The following is a 25,496-nucleotide window of genomic DNA, read 5'->3' on the forward strand; positions in this document are numbered from 1 at the left end:
GGCGGCACGCGCAACATCGGCGGCAACACCCATTATCATGTCGACCTGGAAGGCGAGCTCGCCGACCTGCACGGCAAGGAAGCGGCGCTGCTCTTCACCTCGGGCTATGTGTCGAACGAAGCGACGCTCTCCACGCTGGCAAAGCTGCTGCCCGGCTGCGTCATCTTTTCCGATGAACTCAACCACGCGTCGATGATCGCGGGCATCCGTCATTCCGGATGCGAAAAGCGCGTGTTCCGCCACAATGACGTCGATCATCTGCGCGAACTGCTTGCCGCCGAAGATCCCGATGCGCCCAAGCTGATCGCCTTTGAAAGCGTGTATTCGATGGACGGCGACATCGCCCCCATCGCCGCCATCTGCGACCTGGCGGACGAATTTAACGCGCTCACCTATCTCGACGAAGTCCATGCAGTCGGCATGTATGGCGCGCGCGGTGGCGGCATTTCGGAACGCGACGAAGTGGCCGATCGCGTCACCATCATCGAAGGAACGCTGGGCAAGGCGTTCGGCGTCATGGGCGGCTATATTGCGGCCGACCAGATGATCGTCGACGTGATCCGCAGCTATGCGCCCGGCTTCATCTTCACCACATCCCTTTCGCCCGTGCTGGTCGCGGGCGTCCTGGCCAGCGTGCGCCATCTCAAGGGGTCCAGCGAGGAGCGTGAGGGGCAGCAGGCATCGGCCGCGCTCCTCAAGCAGTTGATGCGCGACGCGGGGCTGCCTGTCATGAACTCCGTCACCCATATCGTCCCGCTGATGGTGGGCGATCCGGTCAAGGCCAAGCGGATCAGCGACATCCTGCTCGCCGAATATGGCGCCTATGTTCAACCCATCAATTATCCCACCGTCTCCCGCGGCACCGAAAGGCTGCGCTTCACGCCAGGCCCCGCCCATACGGAAGAAATGATGCGCGACCTGGTCGGCGCACTGGTGGAAATCTGGGACCGGCTGGACCTGGAACTGCTGGAGCGCCAGGCGGCTTGAGATGCGTTGGAGTGGGTTGCGAGCTTTGGTGATCGAGCGCTTCGCTCCTGAAGTGCGTGGCCGACTGGATATCCAAAGCACGCGTTATGGCAATTGCAGCTGTGGCCATGCCTGGATGACCTTTGACGGCGAGGTCATTGCCAATTTCTGCACGCGCGCAAATTACATTGCGGGTGGCTATGAAGGTGGATCAGCCAGTCGCAATCCCATGTATCGCTCGCAATTTGCTGACTTTGGCGAGCTAAGTCGGCAGGATGCGTATCGCGCCTGCTGGGATTTCGTCCATGAACTCTCGATCGAACAAGCGATGCAGGATGATGATCCGCTGATCCAATCCCTGGCGATGGCTGATGGCCGGATCGGAACGCGACGACTTGAGCAGATTGATGGGAGCAAGTTACACCGACTGGCGGCCCATATCTTGGATATCCGTCGTCAGACAAGAGGCGTAAAGACCCGTAACGCTGCCTGAAGCCACTTAGCGGTGCCTACGCGCCCCATAATTAAACCCGGCTCAACCCGCCGCGCACCGCATAGCCGCGATAGAGCGGCCGGCTCTGCGCCACGCCGCCGACATCCTGCGCCAGCTGCTCGATCGCCGCGTGCAGGCCCGCGCGCGGCGACACATGGAACGCCCCCAGCCAGCCGAACAGCGCGCGCTTCCAAAATCGCGGCAGGCGCTCCTGCTGCCCGAAATCGACGATCTCCAGCTTGCCGCCCGGAGCAACGCATCGCGCTGCTTGCCGCAGCGCCGCTTCCCAATCCGGGATCATCGACAGCGCATAGCTGATGAACACCCGGTCAAAGGTCGCGCGCCCGAACAGCGTAAGCGCATCAAAGCCACGAGCGTCGCCCTGCGCCAGCGTGACGCGCTGCGCCATGCCTGCCTTCGCCACGCTGCCGCGCGCCGTGTCCAGCATCGCTTCCGATATGTCCACACCGTGTAATGCCGCCCGCGGCCACGCCTTACCCACTGCGATCAGGTTCCGCCCCGTGCCACAGCCGATTTCCAAAACCGTCCCGCCGTCCGGCACGGCGAGATCAGCGATCAACCGGTCCCGCCCCAGCAGATAATATTTGCGCGTCAGGTCATAGATATGCCGCTGGTAGCGATAGACCCCGTCCATCAGCCCCTTATGATCGTTCACACATCATCCCTCAGCACATAAAGATGAACGCCGCCATAGATGGCCGAACGATCACGCGCTGTGTAATCGCGCGAGGCGTCGGCGCGATACTGCCAGCGCCCCAGCACGTCGTCGCTGACACGGCCCGGCAGGATGCTCGGCTCACCCGCAGTGCGGAACAGAACCCGCGCCCCCGGCTTCGCCGTTCGCGTAATCTGCGCCCACAGCGCATTCAACTGGTCGTCATCCATCCAGTCCTGCGCATCGAGCAGGATATAGCGGTCGCAGGACGCTGCCGACTGGCTGGCGAGAAAATCGGTAAAGTTGACATGACGGACATCCACGCGCCCGGCCCGCGTCCGCACCGCCTCATGGTTTGCCGCCTGCAAATAGGGGGGCAACGGCCCTTCACCCCCTGCATAGCCGCGCCCGAAGGCCTGCACCGCGAAATAATTGTCCTTCAGATCAAAATCGCATGCCAGTTTCTTCAGGCGCGTCTTCAACACTGCGTCCATGCGCGCGTCCCCGGCAAGTGCCTCGAACTGCGCGGGCGGGATGCCAAGGCCGAACAGCGACGCCGGTTGACTGGTCAGCCAGCGCACAAAGCCCCTGTCGAAGATCGGCGCCAGTTCGCGCTCGAAAATTTCCAACTGCTCCTCACGCGTCCGCGCGTCCAGCATCCGCCGGGGATTGACGCCATGCAGCCGCGCCAGCAGATGCGCCGCGCCGATAAATCGGCCCAGCAAGCCGTGTTTGTAGATGCCACGGGCAAATCCGCCGATGCGCCGCCGGCCGATCAGGTCGCGCCCTTCCCAGTAACGCCGCGTTGCCTCGTCCAGCTGCGGCGCGACCAGTTCGCGATAGGCCGCCACATTGGCGCGATCGTCGGCTTGCGCGAAGAATCGATGGAAACTGGCATGATCGGGCAGCGTCCGCGCCGCCATCAGCTTCAGACGATTGAGCGCGATATGCGCGGTATTCAGGTCCACTGCCGTGATCTTCGCCGGGTCCGCGGTCAGATAGGACAGCACATTGCACCCGCCCGACGCGATCGTCACCACATGGTTGTCGGGCTGAATCGCCAGCGCCTCCATGTCCACCGCCGGATCCTCCCAGATCTGGGCATAGACCAGCCCGCGAAAGGCGAAGGTGAAGGCGCGTTCCAGCAAGCCCTGTTTCGACAGATGGCGATGCCTGTGCACCGCCTTGGTGATGGTCCTGTGGGCTGAAATGGCCATGATCGCGACTCCCCGCTGCGCGTTCCTATCCTCGCGCGATAGGGCAATGGCGTGTCGGCGACGTGACGCTGGCGTTACCATGCGGTGACTCGCCTTTCTGGTCGGGCTTGCGGAACCGCCATGCCCCTTCCCATCTTCTTGCCCCATGGCGCATTGGATCGAACCGCACCCGACAGGCATCTATGTCCGTCCCGCCGACGCGTGGATCGACCCATCGCTGCCGCAGGAGCGCGCGCTGGTGACGCATGGCCATGCCGATCATGCGCGCGGCGGCCATGGCCATGTCTGGGCGACGCGCGAGACACTGGCGATCATGGGCCTGCGCTATGGCACGGCCAGCGGGACTGCGGTCGATTATGGCGAAGACGTGCGGCTAGGCGGCGTGACGATCCGCTATGTCCCCGCCGGTCATGTGCTGGGATCGGCGCAGATCATCCTCGACCATGCCGGTGAGCGCGTGGTCGTGACCGGCGATTATAAGCGCCGCCCCGACCCTACCTGCCTACCCTTCGAACCCGTCCCCTGCGATATCTTCGTGACCGAAGCCACCTTCGGCCTGCCGGTGTTTCGCCATCCCGACACCGGCAGCGAGATGGATCGGCTGCTCGCCGCGCTCCACGCCAATCCCGACCGCTGCGTCCTCGTCGGCGCCTATGCGCTGGGCAAGGCGCAGCGCGTCATCGCCGAACTGCGCGGCCGCGGCCATCATGACGCCATTTACATCCATGGCGCGCTGGAGCGGATGTGCGCGCTTTACCAGGATTTTGGCGTCGAGTTGGGCGCATTGCACCCTGCCACCGGCGTTCCGGCCAAGGAGATGCGCGGGCATATCATCCTCTCGCCCCCATCCGCGCTCAACGATCGCTGGAGCCGCCGCCTGCCCGACCCTATCACCGCCATGGCGTCAGGGTGGATGCGGGTGCGCCAGCGCGCCCGGCAGAAGAATGTCGAATTGCCCCTCGTCATTTCCGACCATGCCGACTGGGACGAACTCACCGATACGATCCGGGAAGTCGCCCCCAACGAAACCTGGATCACCCATGGCCGCGAGGAAGCTCTGCTCCACTGGTGCATGACCCATCAGATGCGCGCCCGCGCACTCGCGCTGGTCGGCCGTGAAGACGAGGATGAAGGCTGATGCGCGCCTTCTCCCACCTCCTCGACGGCCTCGTCTACACCCGCTCGCGCAATGGCAAGCTTGGCCTGATCGCCACCTATCTGCGCGACGCGCCTGATCCCGATCGCGGCTGGGCGCTTGCCGCGCTTACTAGCAGCCTCGATCTCAAAACGGTCAAATCCTCCGCCATCAGCGAAATGATACGCGCCCGCACCGACCCCATTCTTTACGAAATGAGCCGCGACTATGTCGGCGACCTCGCCGAAACCGTTGCCCTCCTCTGGCCCAAACGCACCGACCAGCCTGCGGAACTGGATGATGGATCGCTCAGCCTCTCCGCCGTAATCGACCGCCTCCACAATGTCAGCCGCGCCGCCGCGCCCGACGCGCTCGCGCACATGATGGACCATCTTGATTCATCGGGCCGGTTCGCGCTCTTGAAACTGGCGACCGGAGGCCTGCGAGTCGGCATTTCGGCGCGGTTGGCCAAGACAGCCTTTGCCCAGGCCTTCGACCTTGACGTCGATGATGTCGAACAGGTCTGGCACGCCCTCTCCCCGCCCTATGCTGCCCTGTTCGATTGGGCCGAAGGCCGCGCCGGTCGCCCAGACCCGGAGGGCACGCCCTATTTCCGCCCGTTCATGCTCGCCCATCCGCTCGAGGCCGACAGCGTTGACCTCACCGACTATGCCGCCGAATGGAAATGGGACGGCATCCGTATCCAGATTGTGGGCACCGGCAGTGAGACCCGACTCTATTCCCGGGCCGGCGACGATATTTCCGGCAGCTTTCCCGAAATCGCCGCGGCCTTCACCGGCCAAGCCGTACTGGACGGCGAATTGCTGGTCAAAGGCGAGTTCCAAGGGGGTGAAGCCGCCAGCTTCAATGCACTGCAACAGCGCCTGGGACGCAAGGCCGTTACCACCAAGATGATGGAGGACTATCCCGCCTTCGTGCGCCTCTACGACCTGCTGATCGAAGGCGAGGACGACATTCGCGCGCTGCCCTGGCACCAGCGCCGCACGCGGCTGGAGGCATTCGCGCCCACGCTCGATCCACACCGCTTCGATCTGTCGCAAGTGATCGAGGCTGCGGACTTCGCCGCCCTCGCCAACATCCGCGCCGGTGCCCGCGATGCCGCGATCGAGGGGGTGATGCTCAAACGCCGCGACAGTCCCTATGTCGCCGGACGCAAGGCGGCGCTCTGGTATAAGTGGAAACGCGATCCGCTGACCGCCGACTGCGTCATGATGTACGCGCAGCGTGGCCACGGGAAACGCTCATCCTATTACTCGGATTACACTTTTGGATGCTGGACGCCCGACGGTGAATTGCTCCCCGTGGGCAAGGCCTATTCGGGATTCACCGACGAAGAACTGAAATGGCTCGACCGCTTCGTCCGCCAGAATACGGTCAATCGCTTCGGCCCGGTGCGGGAGGTGGAAAAGACGCTGGTGCTGGAGGTTGCGTTCGACAGCATCCACGACAGCAAGCGCCACAAGTCCGGCCTGGCCATGCGCTTCCCACGCATCGCCCGTATCCGCAAGGACAAGCCCGCGCATGAGGCGGATATGATTGAGGGGCTAAGAAAGCTGGTGGTCTAGAATCGGAAAGCGGCCGGCCCGCATGCAGTCGGGTCGGCCGCCTCCCTCACATCATCGGAACGGTCAGGGCATCAGCACCGTATCGATGACATGGATAACGCCGTTCGACTGATTGACATCTGCGATGGTCACCATCGATTTGCCGCCCTTGGCATCGGTCAGATAGACAGAATTGCCTTCCACCCATGCCGTCAGCGGTTCGCCCTGAACGGTCGTCAGCATCGCCTTGCCGCCATTGGCCTTGGCCTGCGCGATCAGGTCGGCCGCGTTCAGCTTGCCCGGCACGACATGATAGGTCAGGATCTTGGTCAGGTCGGCCTTGTTCTCAGGCTTCAGCAATGTGTCGACCGTGCCGGCGGGCAGCTTGGCAAAGGCCGCATTGGTCGGCGCGAACACGGTGAAGGGACCAGAGCCTTTCAGCGTATCGACAAGGCCAGCCGCTTTCACCGCCGCAACCAGCGTGGTGTGATCTTTCGAATTGACCGCGTTGTCGATGATATCTTTGGTCGGCGACATGGCCGCGCCCCCGACCATGGGGTTGGTCGCTGTCTGGGCCATTGCCCCGCCGCTGACGGATAGCAACGCGCCGGCCAGCGCGATCGTTAGGGTGGATACTTTCATGTCGTCATCCTTCCTCTGTCACTCCCCGTCATGCGAGGATGCTGATATTACGCGCCAGCCGGCGGGAGGATGCGCGACTGCCCCAAAGGACAGGCCGGATGGCGCGCCCAGGCGCATCTGACTTTGCGCTGTCATGCCCGCACCCTATATGGACGCTTTCGCGCGGGCACGCGCAGCAGGCATATGGAGACACAATTGAGCAAGGTTCTGGTCATCGGCGCGGGCGGCGTCGGTTCTGTCGCGGTCCACAAGATGGCGATGAACAGCGACATATTCAGCCATATCACGCTGGCCAGCCGCCGCATCGTCAGTTGCGAAAAGGTCGCCGAATCGGTGAAGGCGCGCACTGGAGTCACCATCGACGTGGCGCAGGTCGATGCCGACAATGTGGACGAGACGATCGCGCTCATTGAGAAGGTCCAGCCAAAACTCGTCGTGAACCTGGCCCTGCCCTATCAGGATCTGGCGATCATGGACGCCTGCCTCGCGACCAGGACCGACTATCTCGACACCGCCAATTACGAACCGCGCGACACCGCCAAGTTCGAATATAGCTGGCAGTGGGCCTATCAGGAGCGCTTCAAGGACGCCGGCATCATGGCGCTGCTGGGTTCGGGCTTCGACCCCGGCGTCACCAGCGTCTTCGCCAGCTACATCAAGAAGCATCTGCTCGACCGGATCGACACGCTCGACATATTGGACTGCAATGGCGGCGACCATGGCCAGCATTTTGCCACCAACTTCAATCCCGAGATCAACATCCGCGAGGTGACCGCGCCCTCGCGTCACTGGGCCAATGGCGAATGGGTCGAAGGCCCGGCGCTCAGCCACAAACAGGTCTTCGACTTCGACCAGGTCGGCGAGAAGAACATGTACCTCATGTATCATGAGGAACTGGAAAGCCTTGCCACCCACTATCCCGAAATCAAGCGCATCCGTTTCTGGATGACCTTTGGAGACGCGTATCTCAAACATCTCGAAGTGCTCCAGAATGTCGGCATGACCCGGATCGACCCGGTCATCTATAATGGCCAGGAAATCATCCCGCTCCAGTTTCTCAAGGCCGTGCTGCCCGAACCGTCGAGCCTGGGCTCGACCACCAAGGGCAAGACCAACATTGGCGACATCGCGACGGGTCAGAAGGACGGTCAGGAAAAGACCGTCTACGTCTATAATGTCTGCGATCATGAGGACGCCTATGCCGAAACCGGCAACCAGGCGGTCAGCTACACGACGGGCGTGCCCGCGATGATCGGCGCGGCCATGATGCTGACCGGCGCCTGGCGCGGAGAAGGCGTGTTCAACATCGAACAGTTCGATCCCGATCCCTTCATGGACATGCTGAACAAGCACGGCCTGCCCTGGCAGGTGAAGGAACTGGACGCGCCGCTCGACTTCTGACGATCCCACGCAGGATCGTCATCCCGGCGAAGGCTGGGATCTCGTGCGGCATCGCCGTGCCCTCTCGCCTGAGACCCCAGCCTCCGCTGGGGTGACGGAGTTATTGTTATGGAAACCCGCGCCGGCGATCCCGCCGCCTTTGCCCGCTTCGACCTCTATCGCGTCCCCTCGCCCGCCTTTGTGGTGGACGAGGCCGCGATCCGCCGCAACCTTTCGATCCTGCGCGACATTGGTGATCGCGGTGGCATCAAAGTGCTGGGCGCGCTCAAGGCTTTTTCCATGTGGTCGCTCGGGCCCGTCATCGGCGAATATCTTGACGGCGTCTGCGCCTCGGGCATCTATGAAGCGCGCCTCGGCCGAGAGGAATATCGTGGTGAGGTCGCGACCTATTGCGCCGCCTACAAGCCCGATGATCTCGCCGAAATTCTGCGCATTTCCGATCATGTCATCTTCAACAGCCCCGGCCAGATCGCACGCCTGCAGCCGGTCATCGACGCTGCACGCAAGGACGGTGTGAACTTCGACATCGGCCTGCGCCTGAACCCGCTCCATGCCGAAGGCGAAGTGCCCAAATATGACCCCTCGCAGCCGCATAGTCGGCTCGGCTTTCCGGTCGACCAGTTGCGGCCGGAGCATCTGGAAGGCGTGGATGGCCTCCACATCCACAATCTGTGCGAACAGGATTTCCTCCCGCTCCAGCGCACCTGGGCAGCGATCGAATCGCGCGTCATGCCCCACGTTGCCAATCTTAAATGGCTGAATTTTGGCGGCGGCCACCATGTTACCCGCGCCGACTACCAGATCGACGACCTCGTCGCCTTTCTTCAGACCATCAAGGCGCAGACCGGGCTCGATCTCTATATCGAACCCGGAGAGGCGATGGCGCTGGACGCGGGCATATTGGTCGGCGAAATCCTGGACGTCATCGACAATGGCATGCCCGTCGCTATCACCGACATCAGCGCCACCTGCCACATGCCCGACGTGATCGAAGCGCCCTATCGCCCCGCCATGTTGCATGAGGACAGCAACGGTCCCGTGACCCGGCTCGGCGGCCCGTCCTGTCTGGCGGGGGACATCATTGGCGACTATCGAGTCCCCGGTGGCGCAGAGCCGGGCGCGCGTATCGCCTTCCTGGATCAGGCCCATTATTCGATGGTGAAGACCAACACCTTCAACGGCGTGCCCCTGCCATCCATCTGGCTTTGGAACAGCGACACGGACGAACTCAAGGAAATCCGGTCCTTTTCCTACGCTGATTTCAAGGCCCGTCTCTCCTGAGGCACGGCTGACGGCAAGCCACGCAACAAAATTTCCACCGATGCTTTACAGAGGGGAGCCCGCCGCATATATCGGCCGTCCGCTGCCCCATGGGACTTCCACCGCAAGGCAGCTTTTTTACTGCCAACGACTACACTGGAGGTCCCTTGAATTGCACAAGCATCCTAGCGCGCTGGGGGTAGCGACCACCCTCAAACCGGCAGCACCGGTAACGCTGATTCGCCCCGAAGCCGCTGCTCGGGCCGCCCGCTTCTTTGCCGAGAAGTTTCCGGGTCGCTCACTTTATGCGGTTAAGGCGAATCCGTCTCCTGATCTGATCCGCACTCTGTTCGCATCGGGCATCACGCATTTCGACGTGGCCTCGATCGCTGAGGTGCGTCTGGTTGCCGAAGCGCTTGCCGGGCAGGATGGCGCGAAGCTGTGCTTCATGCATCCCGTCAAGGCAGAGGAAGCCATTGCCGAAGCCTATCATGTTCATGGCGTGCGCACCTTCTCGCTCGACACGATCGACGAGCTGGACAAGATCATGCGCGCGACTGGCCATGCGACCGATCTGGAATTGTGCGTTCGCCTGCGCGTGTCGTCGGAACATGCCGAACTCAGCCTGGCATCCAAATTCGGCGCTGAACTGGGCGAAACCCGCGAACTGCTGATGGCCACGCGTCAGGCCGCCGATGCGCTCGGCATATGCTTCCATGTCGGTAGCCAGGCGATGAGCCCGCAGGCCTATAGCGACGCCATCGAACGCGTACGCGCGGCGATCGTCGATGCGGCCGTCACGGTCGACATCATCGACGTAGGCGGCGGCTTCCCTTCGGTTTATCCTGGCATGGAGCCTGTGTCGCTGGAGCGCTATTTCGACGCCATCCACCGCGGTTTCGAAAGCCTGCCGATCAGCTATTCTGCGGAACTGTGGTGCGAACCCGGCCGCGCGCTGTCGGCCGAATATAGCTCGGTCGTGGTGCGCGTCGAGCGTCGCCGCAGCAATGAGCTCTACATCAATGACGGCGCCTATGGCGCGCTGTTCGATGCGGCGCATATCGGCTGGCGCTTTCCGGTCGAACTGCTGCGCGAAGAAGCAAGCTTGGAATCGCTGGAGGGCTTTTCCTTTTACGGCCCGACCTGCGACGATATGGACCATATGGTCGGCCCCTTCATGCTCCCTTCGGATGTAAAGGCCGGCGACTATATCGAAATCGGTATGCTCGGCGCCTATGGCGCGGCCATGCGCACCGGGTTCAACGGCTTTACTTCGGAATCGACGATCGAGGTCGAGGATGAGCCGATGGCGAGCCTTTACGCGGAAAACTCGCTGCCCCGCAGGCGCGCGAATGTGGTGAAGCTCGGCTCTTCGCTCTAAGCGACAAGAAAAGGCCCCGCTGGCAGATGCTAGCGGGGCCTTTCTCTATTTACGGAAGATGCCGACCAGTTCGACATGGGTCGACCAGCGGAACTGGCCCACCGGCCTGACGCTTTCCAGCCGATAGCCCGCTGCCGTCAGATGCGCCGCATCCCGCGCAAAGCTGGCAGGGTTGCAGGACACATAGGCGATTGTCGGCACATCCGCCTGCGCCAACTGCAACACCTGCTCCCGCGCACCCGCGCGCGGGGGATCGAGAATGACGGCGGCAAAGCGATTTAGCTCCTCGGGTGTCAATGGCCGCCGAAACAGGTCGCGATGATCGGCGGCCAGCCGCCGTTGCGCCCGGCCCGCCGCCATCTTGAGCTGAAGAATCACATCACGCGCGGCCTCCCCCGCATAGACGGGCCGCCCTTCGCCAGCAGCCAGAGCAAAGGTGCCAAGTCCGCAAAACAGGTCTGCGACCGCGCCTGTTGCCGGCAAAGCAGCGCGCACTGCATCGGTCAAGGCCGCCTCCCCGTCTGGCGTCGCCTGGAGGAATGAAAAAGGCGGAAACGCCACCGGCACACCGCCGAAGCTGATTGTTGCCGCGTCCGGCTCCCAGCGTGTCTGCGGCCCGTCCCCCTCGTCGATCGTCAGCCGCGCCAATCCATGCATCCGGGCAAAATCGCCCAGCCCTTCGTCCGCCGCCAGCCCCTCGACCCGCACGCCCTCCAGCAGCAGGTCAACGCCCTGATCGATCAGGGACATCTTCACATGCGCCGCCCGCTTGTCCGGCAGGATCAGCGCCAGCAAGGATCGCAGAGGTTCCACCAGCGCAAACAATCTGGGGTCGAGCACAGCGCACATCTGAAGGTCGATCAGGCGATGACTGCCCTCCTCGGCGAAGCCGATCGTCACGCGCTTGCCCGCCCTTGCCGCGCGCAGCGATGCGCGCCGCCGCGTCATCGGCGGAGACAGGTGCGGCGGCAGCACCGCGGCCGCCGTCACGCCCTGACCTGCCAATGCGCCGACCACCCGCGCGATCACGAAATCGGCATAGCTTTCCTCGTCCAGATGCTGGAGCTGGCAGCCCCCGCAGGCCGGAAAGTGGGTGCAGGGCGGTTGCGCATGATGGACACCAAAGACGACAGTTCCATCGGGCAGCACCCGGTCGCCCGGCGCTGCCAGGGGCACATGCCGCCCGTCGCAGGTGACGCCATCACCGCGCGCGGCAATCCGGATGATGCTGTCGGCTTCGCTGTCTGTCTTGCTATCGGTCACAATCGCGCGGCGATAGCCGCTGGCAGCGCGTCAAGCAAATCATCCGCGACAAAGGCCGGTCGGCAGCGTCGCGCCGCATCGCCGTGCAGCCAAACCGCCTGACAGGCGGCACGGAATGGATCGCCCGTCACCGCCAGCCGCCCGGCCGCCAGCCCCGCCAGCACATCGCCTGTCCCGGCGGTCGATAGCCAGCTCGACGCACCCACCGCGACCGCCACGCGACCATCAGGCGCGGCCACGACGCTATCCGCGCCCTTGTAGACGATGATGGCTCCAGAGCTGTTGGCCGCAGCGCGGGCACGATCAATCTTGCTGCCTGACAACTGTCCAAACATGCGCCCGAACTCACCTTCATGCGGCGTCAGGATCGCACCGGACGGAATGGACGGCATATGTTCCTCGGCAAGCAATGTCAGCGCATCGGCATCGATCACCATAGGATGTCCGCTCTCCAGCGCCGCTTCCAGACGCGCCCGCGCATCAGCGCCAAGGCCCAGGCCCGGCCCCACCAAGAGCGCGGCAATCCGCCGATCGTCCAGTTCGCTCGCCAGAGCCTCAGGTTGCGCAACGTGCCGATCGATGATGGCATGAAGCCCGCCAGCCGGCCCATCGGCAGCCAAAAGTCGCACCGCGCCCGCGCCAGAACGCGCCGCCGCCTCGCTCGCCAACAGGCTCGCCCCCGCCATGCCGCCGCCGATGACGGCCACCAGACCCCGACTATATTTATGCGCGGTAACGGCCGGAACGGTAAGATCAGGCGCGCCCAGGCGCTCGACCTGACTGGCTAGCGGAATGTGGAGCGGCGCCAAAACCAGTCGCCCGCACCGCTCAGCCGCCGGTTGCAACAGATGCGCCGGCTTCCAGGCTGCCAATGCGATCGTGACGCCAAACCGCGGTACATCCGACAGCAACGTGCCACAGTCGGTCCCCACTCCGCTTGGCAGGTCGACCGCATAGGAAGCCACTGCACTCTCCACCAGCGCGCCCAACCTCTGCGCTACCGCGCCGTCCAGCCCGCGGCTCAAGCCAATGCCGAACAGGGCGTCCACCACCTGCGTCGCGGGCGCGGTGGTCATCACATCTTCGACCGGCCCATCCCATGCCGCCCGCGCCCGTCGCGCGGACTCGGTGCCGCTCTCGCTTAAGGCCGCCACACGCACGGGAACGCCGCGCTCGCGCAGCAACCGCGCAACGACAAAGCCATCGCCGCCATTATTGCCCGGACCGCACAGGACCAACAGGTCGCGCCGGTGTCCTGCACGCCAAATGATCTGCGCGACCGCCTTCCCGGCGCATTCCATCAGCGCATAAGGATCGACACCCCTATCGAAAGCCGCCTGCTCTGCCGCTCGCATTTGCGCTGCCGTCAGGACAGACGCGTGGCTCATTGCGCCGGACCGGCGATCTTCACCGGCAGCCGATAGCGATCGTCGCCCACGCTGGCTTCAAGCATATGGTCGCCAACTATGCGCAACTGCACAGCTTCCGCGCCATCGGCCTCCTTCAGTCCGCGCCCATCGGCGAGGACGCGGAATCGGCGAAAACCACCATCCGGGTGACGGATCGTCAGCAGGTCGCCATCGCGCTCCAGCGTGCAATCGGGCGACCAATCCTGCGCTCCTCCAATGCTGCACACCGGCGTGTCATCGCCCTGCGCCGTCGCCGCCTCCTGCTCAGCAGCCGTCCGATCGCCGCTACAGGCCGCAAGCAGCGGCAGCAGACAAAGGCCGGGGAACAGACGCGTCATATCAACCGACCCCGGCATTCCAGCAGCACCGGCCCGATCAGGTCCGCAAATCGCTTCTGGCCGGCGGCGTCCGCCACAAGGTCCTGCCGCATCTCGATCCCAAGATAGGGAATGCCATTGGCTTCGGCATGGCGGTTCATCGTGGCGTTGAGCAATCGACCCGAATAGGGCAACTGGTCGCCAACGATCAGTCCGGCCGCCTCCAGCATGGGAATCGCCATGCGGGCGGCGCGATCATCCTCATTATACAATATGCCGATGTCCCAAGGACGTTTCTGCGCCGGATCGCTCTCCAGTATCGGCGTAAAACTGTGCAGCGACAGGATGAAGGGCGACGTCATCCCATCCAGCAGCACGCCGATGGCGTGATGGTAAGGATGATAGAAACGGATCATCCGTTCCGCCAGGTCCGCGTTGCGATTGCCCGGAATGGCATGGCCATCGCTCATCACCGGTAACAAACCGGCCGCATCCTCTTCCCGGTTGAGGTCGATCACCAGGCGCGACACACCGGCCAACAGGGCGGTGCAGCGCAATTGTTCGGCCAGCAACCCGCTCACTTCCGCCACACCAATATCGATGGCGATATGCTTGCGCAGCAAAGCCGGGTCCACGCCGAGGTCAATATCCTCCGGCACATGCGCTGACGCATGATCAGCGACGATCAAAAGGTCAGTCGGCCCGCCGTCGATGCGGGTGAAGGCTTGCGTCATGCGCTTCTGATCCGTGTTTCCATTATCCACCATTCCGGCCGATCGGCGCCGATCGCCGCAGCGGCCCGGCCCATCGCTATGTCATCATCAAACAGCGCAAAGCAGGTTGCGCCTGACCCCGACATACGCGCTAAGGTGAGCCCCGCCTGTCCATTCAGCATCGCCAACACATCGGCAATGGCGGGCGCCAGCGCAATTGCCGGCTCTTCCAGATCATTGCGTCCCTGCGTGACCAGACGCTCTATGCTGTCAGCCGACAACGGGCCGCGATCCTGCCGGTCCCAGCCCGCAAAAACCGCAGCGGTGGAAACCGCCACACCCGGATTGACCATCAGCATCGGCCGACCTTCCAAACCGGCCACGCCATGGCGCGCCAGTTCCTCGCCACGCCCGCTCACCATCTGTGTCACGCTGGCGACGCAGGCCGGGACGTCCGACCCCAGATCCAGAGCCAGCGCAGCCAGTTCCGCCGGTTCGACCCGTACGTCCCACAGCCGCACCAGCAGGCGCAGCGTCGCGGCCGCATCGGCCGAGCCACCGCCGATCCCCGAAGCGACGGGCAGCATCTTGGTCAGACGCAACCGTGCGCCACGCTCGGTGCCCAGATAATCCTGCAAAGCCTTGGCGGCACGTATGACCAGATTGCGCGGCCCCGCATCCAGCGCGGTGGCGAACGGCCCGTCGATCACCAGATCGATTGCGCCATCGTCAACCGCTTCGCCTTCCAGCCGATCGCCATGATCGGCAAAGACGAACAGACTTTCGAGCGCATGATAGCCATCGTCCCGTCGCCTGCGCACATGCAGAGCGACATTGACCTTGGCATAAGCGGTTTCGACCAGAAGATCGGCTGGAGCCTCCAGATCAGGGTGCGGCATATTCGGGCTTCAATCCCTCGCGGGCCTTAGCGGCCAGCCGCTCGGCAACATCGCCTTCGGCAAAGATGGCCGCCGCGTTCCACGCATAGCGCGCTTCATACCGACGCCCCGCGCTCCACAACGCGTCGCCCAGATGCTCGTTTACCGTGGGGTCGTCTGGTGCGCCCGCCGCCGCGCGTTCCAGCACAGGGACGGCCGCTGTCACATTCCCTGTCACATATTGCGCCCAGCCCAGAGAGTCCGTGATGGACGCGTCCTGCGGTTTCAAGGCACTGGCGCGCTTGAGCAGCGTCAGCGCCTGATCCACATTCTGCCGCCGCTCGATTTGTGCATAGCCCAGATAATTGAGGATGACAGGCTCGTTGGGCGCCAGTCTCGCCGCACGCTCCAGCACGGCGCGCGCGCCGTCCCACTGCTCGCCTTGTTCCAGCGCGCTGCCTTCAAACAACAGCAACGACCATGGCATGGTTTCATCGGTGTAGCCGGCCTGAGCGGCGCGGAATGCGGCGGCAGCCCCGGCGAAATCCTTTTCGTCGGCCAGCAACCGACCCAGCTGCACATGGCGCGCCGCATCCGCCCCAGGCTGCTGCGCCCGGCTGCGCGCCAGAACGATCGCGCCCGCGCGATCGCCCGCTTCGGCCAGCGCGACGATCAATTCCGCTTCGGCCAGCGGACCATACCATCTGTCGCCCGTGGATTTTCGGGCCTCCGCCACGCCAAAGGCCGGATAGCTTGCGGCGGTCAGCAGCCGGGCAGCGATGATGTGACCCTCCGCACTGGTCGGGTCGGCAAAGGTCGCAATTCGCGCGAGCCGCATGCCAAGCGCCACGCCCGCCTCATCCGTTGCTATGTCCGCCGCCAAACGCGCCACCAGCCGCGCATAGCCTTGTGCGGGGGATAGCAGCGCCCGTTTGCCCTTGGGATATTTCCCGCGCTTCAGATCTGATCGCGCCACCGCGAAATCCGCCGAGCCATCCGGCAACATCGCCAACGCTTCATCACGAAAGCCCCGAGCTGCGAACTGGCCGGCAAAATTGAGACGCAGTGCAGCGCCGTCGTTCCCGCCCCGCAAGGCCAGGGCCCGCCGGGCGGCTGGCATGGCCGTCTCCAGATCGCCACGGCTGATAGCCTGCAACGCAACATGCTCGTCAACATAACGCCGCGCCAGATTGGCGAACGGATCAGCGTCGGAAATGACCGGCGGCGCGGCGCGACCTTCGCCCTGCGCGATCCAGCTGCGGATCATCGGCGCCAGAAAAGCGAAATTACCCTCCTGTTCCAGCCTGTCCGTCGCGCGGGCCGCCGCCGTCCAGTCCCGTCGCTCCAGCGCCTCGCCAATCCACAAGAGCGTCCCGTCGCGCGGCAATATCCCTTCTGAATCCAGCATGGTCGCTGCGCGCACCGACAGGTCCTGGTCCCCGCTTTCCAGCGCCTGTGCGAAGGAACGACGTGCGATGGCGATGCTATCAGGGTCCAGCGTCATCGCCGCCCGATAATTGGCCACTGCCGCCTGTAAAGCGCCATCTCCATCGGCCAGCCGCGCTTGCGCATAAGCGTGAAGCGCGCTGTCAGGATCGACGGCCGCGCCAGCGACCGCCGGCATGGCCAGCAGCAAGGCGGGGATGAGGCGCTTACATATTGGGATAATTCGGCCCTCCGCCACCTTCCGGTACGACCCAATTGATGTTCTGGGTCGGGTCCTTGATATCGCACGTCTTGCAGTGAACGCAATTCTGCGCGTTGATCTGGAAACGGGGATCACCCTCTTCCTCGCCGACCACTTCATAGACGCCCGCCGGGCAGTAACGCTGCGCCGGCTCATCATACAGCGGCAGATTATAGCTGATCGGGATCGCCGGGTCCTTGAGCTGCAAGTGGACCGGCTGGTCCTCCTCATGATTGGTATTGCTCAGAAACACTGACGACAGCCGGTCGAAGCTGATGACGCCATCGGGCTTGGGATAGGCGATTGCCGCGCACTGTTCCTTGCGCCAGATTTTCGCATGATCAGGCTTGTGCTTCATGGTGAAGGGCAATCCGATCTTCAACGTGCGCATCCACATATCGATACCCGCAAGCAGCGTGCCGATTGTGTTGCCGAACTTTGCAAGCAGCGGTTCGGCATTCTTGACCAGCTGCAATTCGGTCGCGATCCAGCTGGTCCGTACGCGATCATCATAGTCGGACAGAATGTCGCCCGTGCGCTCTTGCCGGATTGCTTCGAACGCGGTTTCAGCCGCCAGCATGCCGGACTTCATCGCCGTGTGCGTGCCCTTGATCCGGGGCACGTTGACGAAACCGGCGGAACAGCCAATCAGCGCGCCGCCAGGGAACGCCAATTTGGGAATGGATTGCCAGCCGCCTTCATTAATGACGCGCGCACCATAGGACACGCGACGGCCGCCTTCCAGAAACTGCCGGATATCCGGGTGCTGTTTCCACCGCTGAAACTCTTCGAACGGATAGAGATGGGGGTTGCGATAGCCCAGGCCGACGACGAAGCCGAGCGCGACCTGCCCGTTGGCCTGATGATAGAGGAACCCGCCGCCATAGGCATCGGTCAAAGGCCATCCCTGGCTGTGGATGACAAGGCCCGGCTGGTGCTTGCCGGGATCGATATCCCACAATTCCTTCATGCCAAGGCCATAGACCTGCGGTTCGCATTCTGCATCCAGCGCGAACTGCCGCTTCAATATCTTGGTCAGATGGCCGCGCGCGCCTTCAGCGAAGAAGGTATATTTGGCATGAAGCTCCAGGCCCGGCTGATAATCGGGTTTGCGATTGCCTTCCCGATCGATCCCCATGTCACCGGTTGCCACACCCTTCACGCTGCCATCCTCATGATAAAGGATTTCGGCGGCGGCAAAGCCGGGGAAGATTTCGACACCAAGCCCTTCTGCCTGCTCCGCCAGCCAGCGACACAAATTGCCCAGCGACCCGGTATAGGTGCCCTTATTGTGCATCCAGCCCGGCGTCATGAGATGTGGCATGGTGATCTTGCCGTTTCTCGTCAGAAACCAGTGCCTGTTGTCCGTCACCGGCGTATCGGCCAGGCTGCATCCCTGCTCTCGCCAGTCGGGCAGAAGCTCATCCAGAGCCTTGGGATCAATGACCGCGCCGGACAGGATATGGGCGCCGATTTCGGAGCCCTTCTCAAGAACGCATACCGCCAGTTCGTCGCCCGCTTCACTGGCAAGTTGCTTCAATCGAATCGCTGCTGACAGGCCAGCCGGCCCGCCGCCCACGATCACGACGTCATAGGGCATCGATTCCCGTTCGCTCATTCATCCCTCCTTGGCGCGACCGGCGGGCTGCACCCCGGCTGTCCGATCACCGCATTAGTCCAACAGTTTGTCATCCCAGGCGATGAAGCAGCTTGACCCCCTCGTCAACCTCTGGCCCTAGATGACGGCGATGCGGGGAATAATACAGGATGATGGCCAAATTGCCGCCCAGGCCTATCTGACCTGGTGGCAATCGGCCGGCGTGGACAGCGCCGTAGCGGAAGCGCCGATCAATTGGCTGCGCCCTGCTGTTGCGCCGGTTTCCGGTCATTCGGCAAGCCGCCCTACGTCCGTTGTTACTAACCAAAAGCCCAAAGAGCTCGAATCGTTCCAACGCTGGCTCCAGGACGATTCCGCGCATCCCGAACATCATTGGCCGGGCCGCGCCATTCTCCCTGCCGGATCGGTCGATGCCCCGTTGATGATCGTGACTGACATGCCCGATCCCGCCGATCTGGATGCCGGAACGCTACTGGCCGATCGCGCTGGGGGGCTGTGCGACGCCATGTTGCGCGCGATCGGATTGGATCGCGCGGACGTCTATGTCGCCTCCCTGTTTTTTCGTCGCCCGCCCGGCGGCATGGTGGAAGCGGCCGACCTGGCAGCCGCTGCAGATCGTATGCGCACACATGTTCATCTGGCCCGGCCTCGCCGTCTGCTGCTGCTGGGCGACAGGACGGTCCGTGCGCTGATGCCGGTGAGCGGTGAAGTGCAGCCGGATAGTTTACGCAACTTTAATCATGATGGCGGCATCGTGCCCGCTGTCGCCACATTCCACCCGCGCCTTCTGCTCAGCCAGCCCGCGGCAAAGGCGGAATGCTGGCGCGCCCTGCAAAGCCTGATCGAGGAAAACCGTCCGTGATTCGAGCCGCGACCCGCCTGTCTTGTCTTGCCATGCTTGCCGCAGCGGGGATCGCGGCCGCGCCCGCCCGCGCCGAAACCGCCGACGTACTGCCGGATATGAAGACGATCGGCGCGGCCGCGTCGCCCTTTGACCTGCGCGATGGCGACAAGGCTCGTTACAGCGCGATCTTCGGCGCGCTGAAGGGCGAACGCTGGGCTGAGGCCAAGGCGATGATCCTGGCGCTGGACCCGCAGGACGCGGTGCGCCCGGTCGCTCTGTCGGAACTCTATCTTGCCCGCAATTCCCCGCGCGTGGAACTGTTCGATCTGCTGGATCTCATCAACAAGGCGGCCTGGCTGCCCAGAGCCGATCAGTTGTCTCGCCTCGCCCAAAAACGCGGCGCGACGATCCTGCCCGCACTTCCCCAGATCCAGAAAATGGTCTGGCTTGGCTCGGCGCCCCGCCGCCAATATGTCGCGGCCGTCAAGACCGACATGCTGGCGCAGGCGCTGACCGGCAAGATTCAGGGCTTCATCAATGCCGATGATCCGATGGGCGCCGAAGGCTTGTTGTCGACCGGGGAGGCGGGCTTGTCGCCGGAAGGCCTGACCGAAGTACGGCAGCGCGTGGCCTGGGCCTATTATATTGAAAATGACGATAGTAACGCCCGTCGTATGGCCGCCCGCGCGCTCGAAACGCGGACCGGCGGTGATTGGACGGTGCAGGCGCACTGGACCACTGGCCTTGCCGCGTGGCGCCAGAATGACTGCCGCGCGGCCGCGCCGGCCTTCGCCAATGTCGCCGCGCTGGCCGGCAATAGCGACATGCGCGCCGCCGGGGCCTATTGGGCGTCGCGCGCCTATATGGTTTGCGGCGAAGCAGAAAAGGTCGAGAATTATCTGAAACTTGCCGCCCGCTCGGATGAAACCTTCTATGGGCTTCTGGCGCGGGAGTCGCTGGGCATGCCGCTGGGCGGAGCGCCCCTCGCCGCCCGCTTTGGCAGCAGCGAATGGCAAAAGCTCAAGGACAGCCCCAATGCCCGTGCAGCGATCGCATTGGCTGCGATCGGACAGCAGGACGAAGCGGACGAGTTGCTGCGCTATCAGGCAAAACTGGGCGGCGCAGACCAATATGATGCCTTGCTGCGCCTTGCCAGCACGCTCAACCTGCCCGCGACCCAGCTATGGTTGGCGCATAACGGCCCTGCTGGCACGCAGCCCGGTAGCTTCGCCCGCTTCCCCGCGCCCGACTGGCGTCCCGATGGCGGATGGCGGGTCGATCCGTCGCTGATCTACGCCCACACGCTTCAGGAATCCGGTTTTCGCACCAATGTCGTCAGCAGCGCCGGCGCGCGCGGCCTGATGCAGGTGCGTCCCGGCACGGCAGGCGATGTTGGCCTGACCGACGCCGCGCAGCTCTTTGTTCCCTCCACCAACATGGAATTTGGCCAGCGTTATCTGGAGAGCCTCCGCGACATGAGCGCGACCGGTGGCCTGCTGCCCAAGGTGATGGCCGCCTATAATGCCGGGCCGCAACCGGTCGAGCGGTGGAACACGCAGGTGCACGACAAGGGCGATCCCCTGCTGTTCATGGAATCGCTGCCCTATTATGAAACCCGCGCTTATGTGAACATCGTCATGCGCAATTACTGGATGTACCAGATCCAGGCAAAGGGCGCCGCCGAGTGTCTGACCGGCATGGCGCAGGGCCTGTGGCCGACCTTTCCGACAGCCAATGGCATGAAGCTCGTGCGCCTCAGCAAAGCCGATGGGCAAGGAAGCATTGGCGGCGGCACCGACTGATGCCGATCGACGACAGCCGGCCTTTCGTGCCGGTCCGCATCGCCGTGCTGACCGTGTCCGACACGCGCGGCCCGGCCGACGACCGTTCGGGCGATACGCTGGTCGAGCGGCTGGAAACGGCGGGGCATGTCCTGGCCGCCCGCTATATCGAGCGCGATGACAGGGCCGCCATCGTCGCACGGCTGCACGCCTGGATCGACGATCCCCAGATCGACGTCATCCTGACGACCGGCGGTACGGGCGTTACCGGCCGCGATGTGACGCCCGAAGCACTGCGCCAGGTGCAGGACAAGGAAATACCAGGGTTTGGCGAGCTATTTCGCTGGTTGAGCTTCCAGACCATCGGCACATCAACCATTCAGTCACGGGCCACGGCATGCGTTGCGCGGGGCACCTATATCTTCGCCCTGCCCGGCTCAACCGGCGCGGTGAAGGACGCGTGGGACGGCATTCTCGTCAGCCAACTCGACAGCCGGTTTCGTCCCTGCAACTTCGTCGAACTGATGCCGCGCCTGACTGAGCAGTGACGGCACGGCATCTTCGCGCCATCCGCCCAACCGGCCTCTCGACTCTGTGCCTCCCTGCCGACTAAGGCAAAGGTCATGACAAGCATCGGAATCTTTGGAGCAGGCGGCCGCATGGGCCGCGCGATCGCCGCCGCAGCAACGGACGCAGGCCTTTCCATCGCCGGAGGCACCGACCGCACGGCCGACGGCGAAATCACGCCGGGCGTCGCCATGTCAGACGATCCGCTCGCACTGGCTGCGCGATCCGACATCCTCATCGACTTTTCCGCGCCCGCTGCCTTGTCTGCCCATCTCGAGGCCTGCATCACGGCGCATAAGCCCATCCTGATTGGCACGACCGGTCTTGATGCGACCCACCACGCCCTGATCGACGAGGCGGCGGCGAATATCCCCGTGCTCCAGACCGGCAACACCTCGCTTGGCGTCAACCTGCTCGCGGCGCTTGTGGAACAGGCGGCGGCCGGCCTGGGTGAGGACTGGGACATCGAAATTGTCGAGATGCATCACCGCCACAAGGTCGATGCGCCGTCCGGCACGGCGCTGTTGCTGGGAGAGGCAGCAGCGCGCGGTCGCGGCATCGTGCTGGCCGATCATAGCGAGCGCGGGCGCGATGGCATTACGGGGCCACGCACGCCCGGAACAATTGGCTTTGCCGCGCTGCGTGGTGGATCCGTGGCGGGCGATCATCAGGTCATCTTTGCCGCTGAAGGCGAGCGGATAGAAATAGGCCATCGCGCGGAAAATCGCACCATCTTCGCTCGCGGCGCTGTGAAGGGCGCGCTCTGGCTCGCCGGCCAGCCTGCCGGTCGCTACGACATGAAAGCCGTGCTGGGTCTCTAAATGAACAAGACGCAGATTTTCGACTTTTTCAGCCGCCTTGCCGACGCCAATCCCGCCCCGCAGACCGAGCTGGACTATGGCAATGACTATCAGCTTCTCGTGGCGGTGGTGTTGTCGGCACAGGCAACCGATGTCGGCGTCAACAAGGCGACCCGCGCCCTGTTTCGTGAAATCCATACGCCTCAGCAGATGATAGACCTGGGCGAGGACGGCCTTAAACAGCATATCAAGACGATCGGCCTGTTCAATGCGAAGGCGAAGAATGTCATTGCGCTGTCAGCCATTTTGGTGCGCGATTTCGGCGGACAGGTGCCGCAGGATCGCGATACGCTCACGACCCTGCCCGGTGTCGGGCGAAAGACCGCCAACGTCGTTGTGAACACGGCCTTTGGTCAGGAAGCCTTTGCCGTCGATACCCATATCTTCCGCGTCGGCAACCGCACCGGCCTTGCGCCCGGGAAAACTGTGTTGGCCGTCGAGCAGAAACTCGACAAACGCGTGCCCGCCCCCTTTCGCCGCGACGCGCATCACTGGCTGATCCTGCATGGCCGTTATGTGTGCAAGGCGCGGCGGCCGGAATGCTGGCATTGTATTGTGGCGGACCTGTGTCGCTACAAACCCAAGACGCCTCCGCCCGCATCCGCAGCGGGAACCCGCGGCAGCCGCGCCCGTTCTCGTGCCGTTCAGGAGCCTCCTGCCAAATAATGACGGAAGACCCTGCCCCGCGCCGTCGATCCGGCGGGAGATGAGGAGAAAGATGATGGCCGTCAGCACCCCGATCCGTCTATTGTCGGCTTTTGCCGTTATCGCGCTCGCGCAGCCGGCGATCGCCAAGGATAAGCCTGACCCCTATGTCGCCAAGGGCGAACCGGTCGATTGCATCAACATCCGCTCGATCCGCTCATCCCGTGTGCGGGACGACCGCACGATCGACTTTGAGGTCAGCAACCGGAAAATCTACCGCAACACGCTGCCCAACAGTTGTCCCAGCCTCGGTTTCGAAAAACGTTTTTCGTATCGCACCAGTATATCCCAGCTTTGTTCTGTCGATATCATCACCGTGCTTTGGAATGTCGGCCCGGGCCTGCAACCGGGCGCAAGCTGCGGACTGGGCAAATTCCAGCCGATGGAAAAGCCTGCAAAATAAGCTGCCATCAGGCGATTTGATGCTGGCACAGCGCGCCGGGCTTTGCTAAGCGCCGCTCCTGACCTGCGTCACGCACCCATAGCTCAGCTGGATAGAGCGTTGCCCTCCGAAGGCAAAGGCCAGTGGTTCGAATCCACTTGGGTGCACCATTATTTCAATCACTTAGCCGACCCGAACGAAGCCAACACAGCCACGGGTGTGCGGTAATATGCATGCTATTATCAATTTCGGCGGTTGAAAGCATCAAGTGCCTCCCCTCGAAAATCGGGATGGTGATGGCTGTAACGCTCCGTCGTCCGCGCATCGGAGTGGTCAAGCCAACCACCGATCTGGAACAGAGGCACCCCCTTGCGCGTGAACCGGGTGCCGCAGGTGGCGCGCTTGTCATAGCGGGGGCGATGGGTCGCCACTGCTTGACCTTTCTTTGTGTCAGCTGACAGATTCCCCAGAAGAATGCTCCAGACTGCTCCACAGCGCGATCAGTCGAACAGGTTGAGCGGTATCGCGTCCCCCATGGCTCGATAACCGGCGGGCGATGGATGCAGCGCATCGCCATCGTCATAGGCCGGTAGCAATCGCTCCGGCTTGGCCGGATCCCGCATCACCCGGTCGAAATCGACCACTGCATCGAAATGCCCGGGCGTCCTGATCCATGCATTGACCGCCTGCCTGTCGGCTTCGTTGTCGCGGTTTGCGTGGTAATAACCATTGCCGACGAACGGCATGATCGTTCCACCGATCACCTTGACGCCCTTGGCGTGGGCGCGCGCGATGATCTGGCGATAGGCGCCGATGATCCGTGTGACATGCGAGTCATGCTCCGCCTGACTGACCGGAGCCTCAAGCGTCAGCGTTCCCAGGTCATTGATTCCTTCCAGTACGATCAGATGCGTAACCCCCGGTTGCGCCAGCACGTCACGGTCCAGCCGCGCCAGCGCGTTGGGGCCGAGCCCGTCATTGAGCAGTCGGTTGCCGCCAATCCCCTGATTGACGATGGCGATGCCGGGCCGCTGCGGATCCGCCTGGAGCCGCTTCGCCAGCACATCCGTCCAGCGGTCATTACCGTTCGTTGTCGATCCCTTGCCATCGGTGATCGAGTCGCCAAGCGCCACGATCAGCCGGGACGGCGCGCAGCGCTCGACCTCCAGCGCCGCAAGATTGAACCAGTGATCGAAATGCGCCGCGCCCGCCATTGTCGCATCGCTCAAATGATCGCCCGGCATATGCCAGGATGTGGCGCGCGAACCGGGATGCGATGTTTGTTCCGGCTCACCATCATAGTGGAGCGAGATCGCGATCGTCTCCAGCGCCTTGGCAGGCATATCGACCGGATCAGACAAATAGTCCGCACCGGCCGGGATGATCACCGCAGCCCGCCCGTCAAACCGCAGTGGCATCGATGTTGCGGCATCGATAGTCGGCGATCCCGAAGATTGCGCACGGGCGATGCTGGCACCGGAGATCCGCAACGGTCTGGTCCCGGCAACATTGGAAAACCGCACCCGTATCCGGTTCCCATCCACCGATGGCCGTACGATCTGACGCAAGGTCTGGTCCCGCAATGTGCCCGACGGCAATTCCGCGTCGCCGGTTGGGCGGAATTGCGAGGATGCCCAGGCGGAAACCCAGTCAGCCGAACAGTCCCTGGCGTGCGCGATCGGAGTCGCCGACAGCGCGAGCGGCAGGAGAAGGGCGGACCAACGGTTCATCTTCAA

The 25,496-nt window shown here is 63.4% G+C and carries 25 protein-coding genes and 1 tRNA gene; 14 read left to right on the forward strand and 12 right to left on the reverse strand.

Annotated elements, in window-relative coordinates:
• Window positions 1–987 (forward strand): 5-aminolevulinate synthase (gene hemA / locus B2V90_RS03195; RefSeq protein ID WP_293919654.1); only part of this gene is annotated, 987 nt, incomplete at its 5' end.
• Between the two features lies 1 nt (window position 988).
• Entirely contained in the window at window positions 989–1,459 is a 471-nt protein-coding gene (locus B2V90_RS03200; protein ID WP_266102985.1) for an SF0329 family protein, read from the forward strand.
• Between the two features lie 31 nt (window positions 1,460–1,490).
• Here the strand turns inward: B2V90_RS03200 and B2V90_RS03205 are convergent, their stop codons facing one another.
• Both B2V90_RS03205 and B2V90_RS03210 read right to left on the reverse strand, forming a co-directional pair.
• Window positions 1,491–2,114, reverse strand: coding sequence for a class I SAM-dependent methyltransferase (locus tag B2V90_RS03205; RefSeq protein WP_266102995.1), 624 nt, complete (start codon window positions 2,112–2,114; stop codon window positions 1,491–1,493).
• 17 nt (window positions 2,115–2,131) lie between these two features.
• Window positions 2,132–3,352 (reverse strand): DUF3419 family protein, encoded by a 1,221-nt coding sequence (locus B2V90_RS03210; protein WP_228220242.1) that lies wholly within the window; start codon window positions 3,350–3,352, stop codon window positions 2,132–2,134.
• A 145-nt stretch (window positions 3,353–3,497) separates the two neighbouring features.
• Here B2V90_RS03210 and B2V90_RS03215 point away from each other — a divergent pair, with 145 nt between their 5' ends.
• The gene (locus B2V90_RS03215; protein WP_228220243.1) at window positions 3,498–4,490 is read left to right on the forward strand and encodes a ligase-associated DNA damage response exonuclease; all 993 of its coding nucleotides are present in this window, start codon (window positions 3,498–3,500) and stop codon (window positions 4,488–4,490) included.
• Entirely contained in the window at window positions 4,490–6,073 is a 1,584-nt protein-coding gene (locus B2V90_RS03220) for a cisplatin damage response ATP-dependent DNA ligase (RefSeq protein ID WP_228220244.1), read from the forward strand. Before B2V90_RS03215 ends, B2V90_RS03220 begins: the two co-directional genes overlap by 1 nt.
• A 63-nt stretch (window positions 6,074–6,136) precedes the next feature.
• On the opposite strand, the gene B2V90_RS03225 is transcribed toward B2V90_RS03220, so the two are convergent.
• A complete protein-coding gene (locus B2V90_RS03225; protein ID WP_228220245.1) occupies window positions 6,137–6,694 on the reverse strand; it encodes a fasciclin domain-containing protein in 558 nt (185 codons plus the stop codon).
• A gap of 195 nt (window positions 6,695–6,889) precedes the next feature.
• On the opposite strand from B2V90_RS03225, the gene B2V90_RS03230 reads away from it, so the two are divergent.
• From B2V90_RS03230 to B2V90_RS03240, 3 genes are all read left to right on the forward strand, one after another.
• On the forward strand, window positions 6,890–8,095 hold the full coding sequence (locus tag B2V90_RS03230; RefSeq protein ID WP_228220246.1) for a saccharopine dehydrogenase family protein: 1,206 nt from the start codon (window positions 6,890–6,892) through the stop codon (window positions 8,093–8,095).
• 108 nt (window positions 8,096–8,203) lie between these two features.
• On the forward strand, window positions 8,204–9,376 hold the full coding sequence (locus B2V90_RS03235; RefSeq protein WP_228220247.1) for a carboxynorspermidine decarboxylase: 1,173 nt from the start codon (window positions 8,204–8,206) through the stop codon (window positions 9,374–9,376).
• A gap of 151 nt (window positions 9,377–9,527) precedes the next feature.
• The gene (locus B2V90_RS03240; RefSeq protein WP_228220248.1) at window positions 9,528–10,736 is read left to right on the forward strand and encodes a type III PLP-dependent enzyme; all 1,209 of its coding nucleotides are present in this window, start codon (window positions 9,528–9,530) and stop codon (window positions 10,734–10,736) included.
• A gap of 45 nt (window positions 10,737–10,781) precedes the next feature.
• On the opposite strand, the gene B2V90_RS03245 is transcribed toward B2V90_RS03240, so the two are convergent.
• The 7 genes from B2V90_RS03245 to B2V90_RS03275 are packed head-to-tail and all read right to left on the reverse strand — an operon-like array spanning window position 10,782 to window position 18,621.
• Window positions 10,782–11,999, reverse strand: a complete 1,218-nt coding sequence (locus B2V90_RS03245) for a class I SAM-dependent RNA methyltransferase (RefSeq protein WP_228220249.1) — start codon at window positions 11,997–11,999, stop codon at window positions 10,782–10,784.
• Window positions 11,996–13,387, reverse strand: a complete 1,392-nt coding sequence (locus B2V90_RS03250) for an NAD(P)H-hydrate dehydratase (protein WP_228220250.1) — start codon at window positions 13,385–13,387, stop codon at window positions 11,996–11,998. Before B2V90_RS03250 ends, B2V90_RS03245 begins: the two co-directional genes overlap by 4 nt.
• Complete coding sequence (locus B2V90_RS03255; protein WP_228220251.1) at window positions 13,384–13,746, reverse strand: hypothetical protein; 363 nt, start codon at window positions 13,744–13,746, stop codon at window positions 13,384–13,386. The genes B2V90_RS03250 and B2V90_RS03255 overlap by 4 nt, the downstream gene beginning before the upstream one ends.
• Entirely contained in the window at window positions 13,743–14,459 is a 717-nt protein-coding gene (locus tag B2V90_RS03260) for an N-formylglutamate amidohydrolase (protein WP_228220252.1), read from the reverse strand. The genes B2V90_RS03255 and B2V90_RS03260 overlap by 4 nt, the downstream gene beginning before the upstream one ends.
• Window positions 14,456–15,337, reverse strand: coding sequence for a 4-(cytidine 5'-diphospho)-2-C-methyl-D-erythritol kinase (locus B2V90_RS03265; protein WP_228220253.1), 882 nt, complete (start codon window positions 15,335–15,337; stop codon window positions 14,456–14,458). Before B2V90_RS03265 ends, B2V90_RS03260 begins: the two co-directional genes overlap by 4 nt.
• Window positions 15,324–16,940 carry a tetratricopeptide repeat protein gene (locus B2V90_RS03270; RefSeq protein ID WP_228220254.1) on the reverse strand — a complete coding sequence of 539 codons (1,617 nt, stop codon included), beginning with the start codon at window positions 16,938–16,940 and terminating at the stop codon, window positions 15,324–15,326. The genes B2V90_RS03265 and B2V90_RS03270 overlap by 14 nt, the downstream gene beginning before the upstream one ends.
• Before the next feature lie 28 nt (window positions 16,941–16,968).
• Window positions 16,969–18,621, reverse strand: a complete 1,653-nt coding sequence (locus B2V90_RS03275) for an electron transfer flavoprotein-ubiquinone oxidoreductase (RefSeq protein WP_228220255.1) — start codon at window positions 18,619–18,621, stop codon at window positions 16,969–16,971.
• A gap of 130 nt (window positions 18,622–18,751) precedes the next feature.
• Between B2V90_RS03275 and B2V90_RS03280 the strand changes: the two genes are divergently transcribed.
• The 7 genes from B2V90_RS03280 (at window position 18,752) to B2V90_RS03310 (ending at window position 23,930) form a co-directional block, all read left to right on the forward strand.
• Complete coding sequence (locus B2V90_RS03280) at window positions 18,752–19,483, forward strand: uracil-DNA glycosylase family protein (RefSeq protein ID WP_228220256.1); 732 nt, start codon at window positions 18,752–18,754, stop codon at window positions 19,481–19,483.
• On the forward strand, window positions 19,480–21,267 hold the full coding sequence (locus B2V90_RS03285; protein WP_228220257.1) for a lytic transglycosylase domain-containing protein: 1,788 nt from the start codon (window positions 19,480–19,482) through the stop codon (window positions 21,265–21,267). Before B2V90_RS03280 ends, B2V90_RS03285 begins: the two co-directional genes overlap by 4 nt.
• Window positions 21,267–21,794, forward strand: coding sequence for a molybdenum cofactor biosynthesis protein B (moaB, locus tag B2V90_RS03290; RefSeq protein ID WP_009821504.1), 528 nt, complete (start codon window positions 21,267–21,269; stop codon window positions 21,792–21,794). The genes B2V90_RS03285 and moaB overlap by 1 nt, the downstream gene beginning before the upstream one ends.
• 75 nt (window positions 21,795–21,869) lie before the next feature.
• A complete protein-coding gene (gene dapB / locus B2V90_RS03295; RefSeq protein WP_293919660.1) occupies window positions 21,870–22,634 on the forward strand; it encodes a 4-hydroxy-tetrahydrodipicolinate reductase in 765 nt (254 codons plus the stop codon).
• The gene (gene nth / locus B2V90_RS03300; protein ID WP_228220259.1) at window positions 22,635–23,339 is read left to right on the forward strand and encodes an endonuclease III; all 705 of its coding nucleotides are present in this window, start codon (window positions 22,635–22,637) and stop codon (window positions 23,337–23,339) included.
• Window positions 23,340–23,394: 55 nt separating this feature from the next.
• Window positions 23,395–23,781, forward strand: a complete 387-nt coding sequence (locus B2V90_RS03305) for a hypothetical protein (protein ID WP_050763014.1) — start codon at window positions 23,395–23,397, stop codon at window positions 23,779–23,781.
• A 72-nt stretch (window positions 23,782–23,853) separates the two neighbouring features.
• A tRNA-Arg gene (locus B2V90_RS03310) sits at window positions 23,854–23,930 on the forward strand.
• A gap of 72 nt (window positions 23,931–24,002) precedes the next feature.
• Here B2V90_RS03310 and B2V90_RS03315 read toward each other — a convergent pair.
• Window positions 24,003–24,191: a hypothetical protein gene (locus tag B2V90_RS03315; protein WP_228220263.1), complete on the reverse strand. Its 189-nt coding sequence runs from the start codon at window positions 24,189–24,191 to the stop codon at window positions 24,003–24,005.
• A gap of 69 nt (window positions 24,192–24,260) precedes the next feature.
• Window positions 24,261–25,490, reverse strand: coding sequence for an SGNH/GDSL hydrolase family protein (locus B2V90_RS03320; protein ID WP_228220264.1), 1,230 nt, complete (start codon window positions 25,488–25,490; stop codon window positions 24,261–24,263).
• Window positions 25,491–25,496 lie beyond the last annotated feature (6 nt).

This window comes from Sphingobium sp. UBA5915, from assembly GCF_002431195.1.
Lineage (GTDB): Bacteria > Pseudomonadota > Alphaproteobacteria > Sphingomonadales > Sphingomonadaceae > Sphingobium > Sphingobium soli.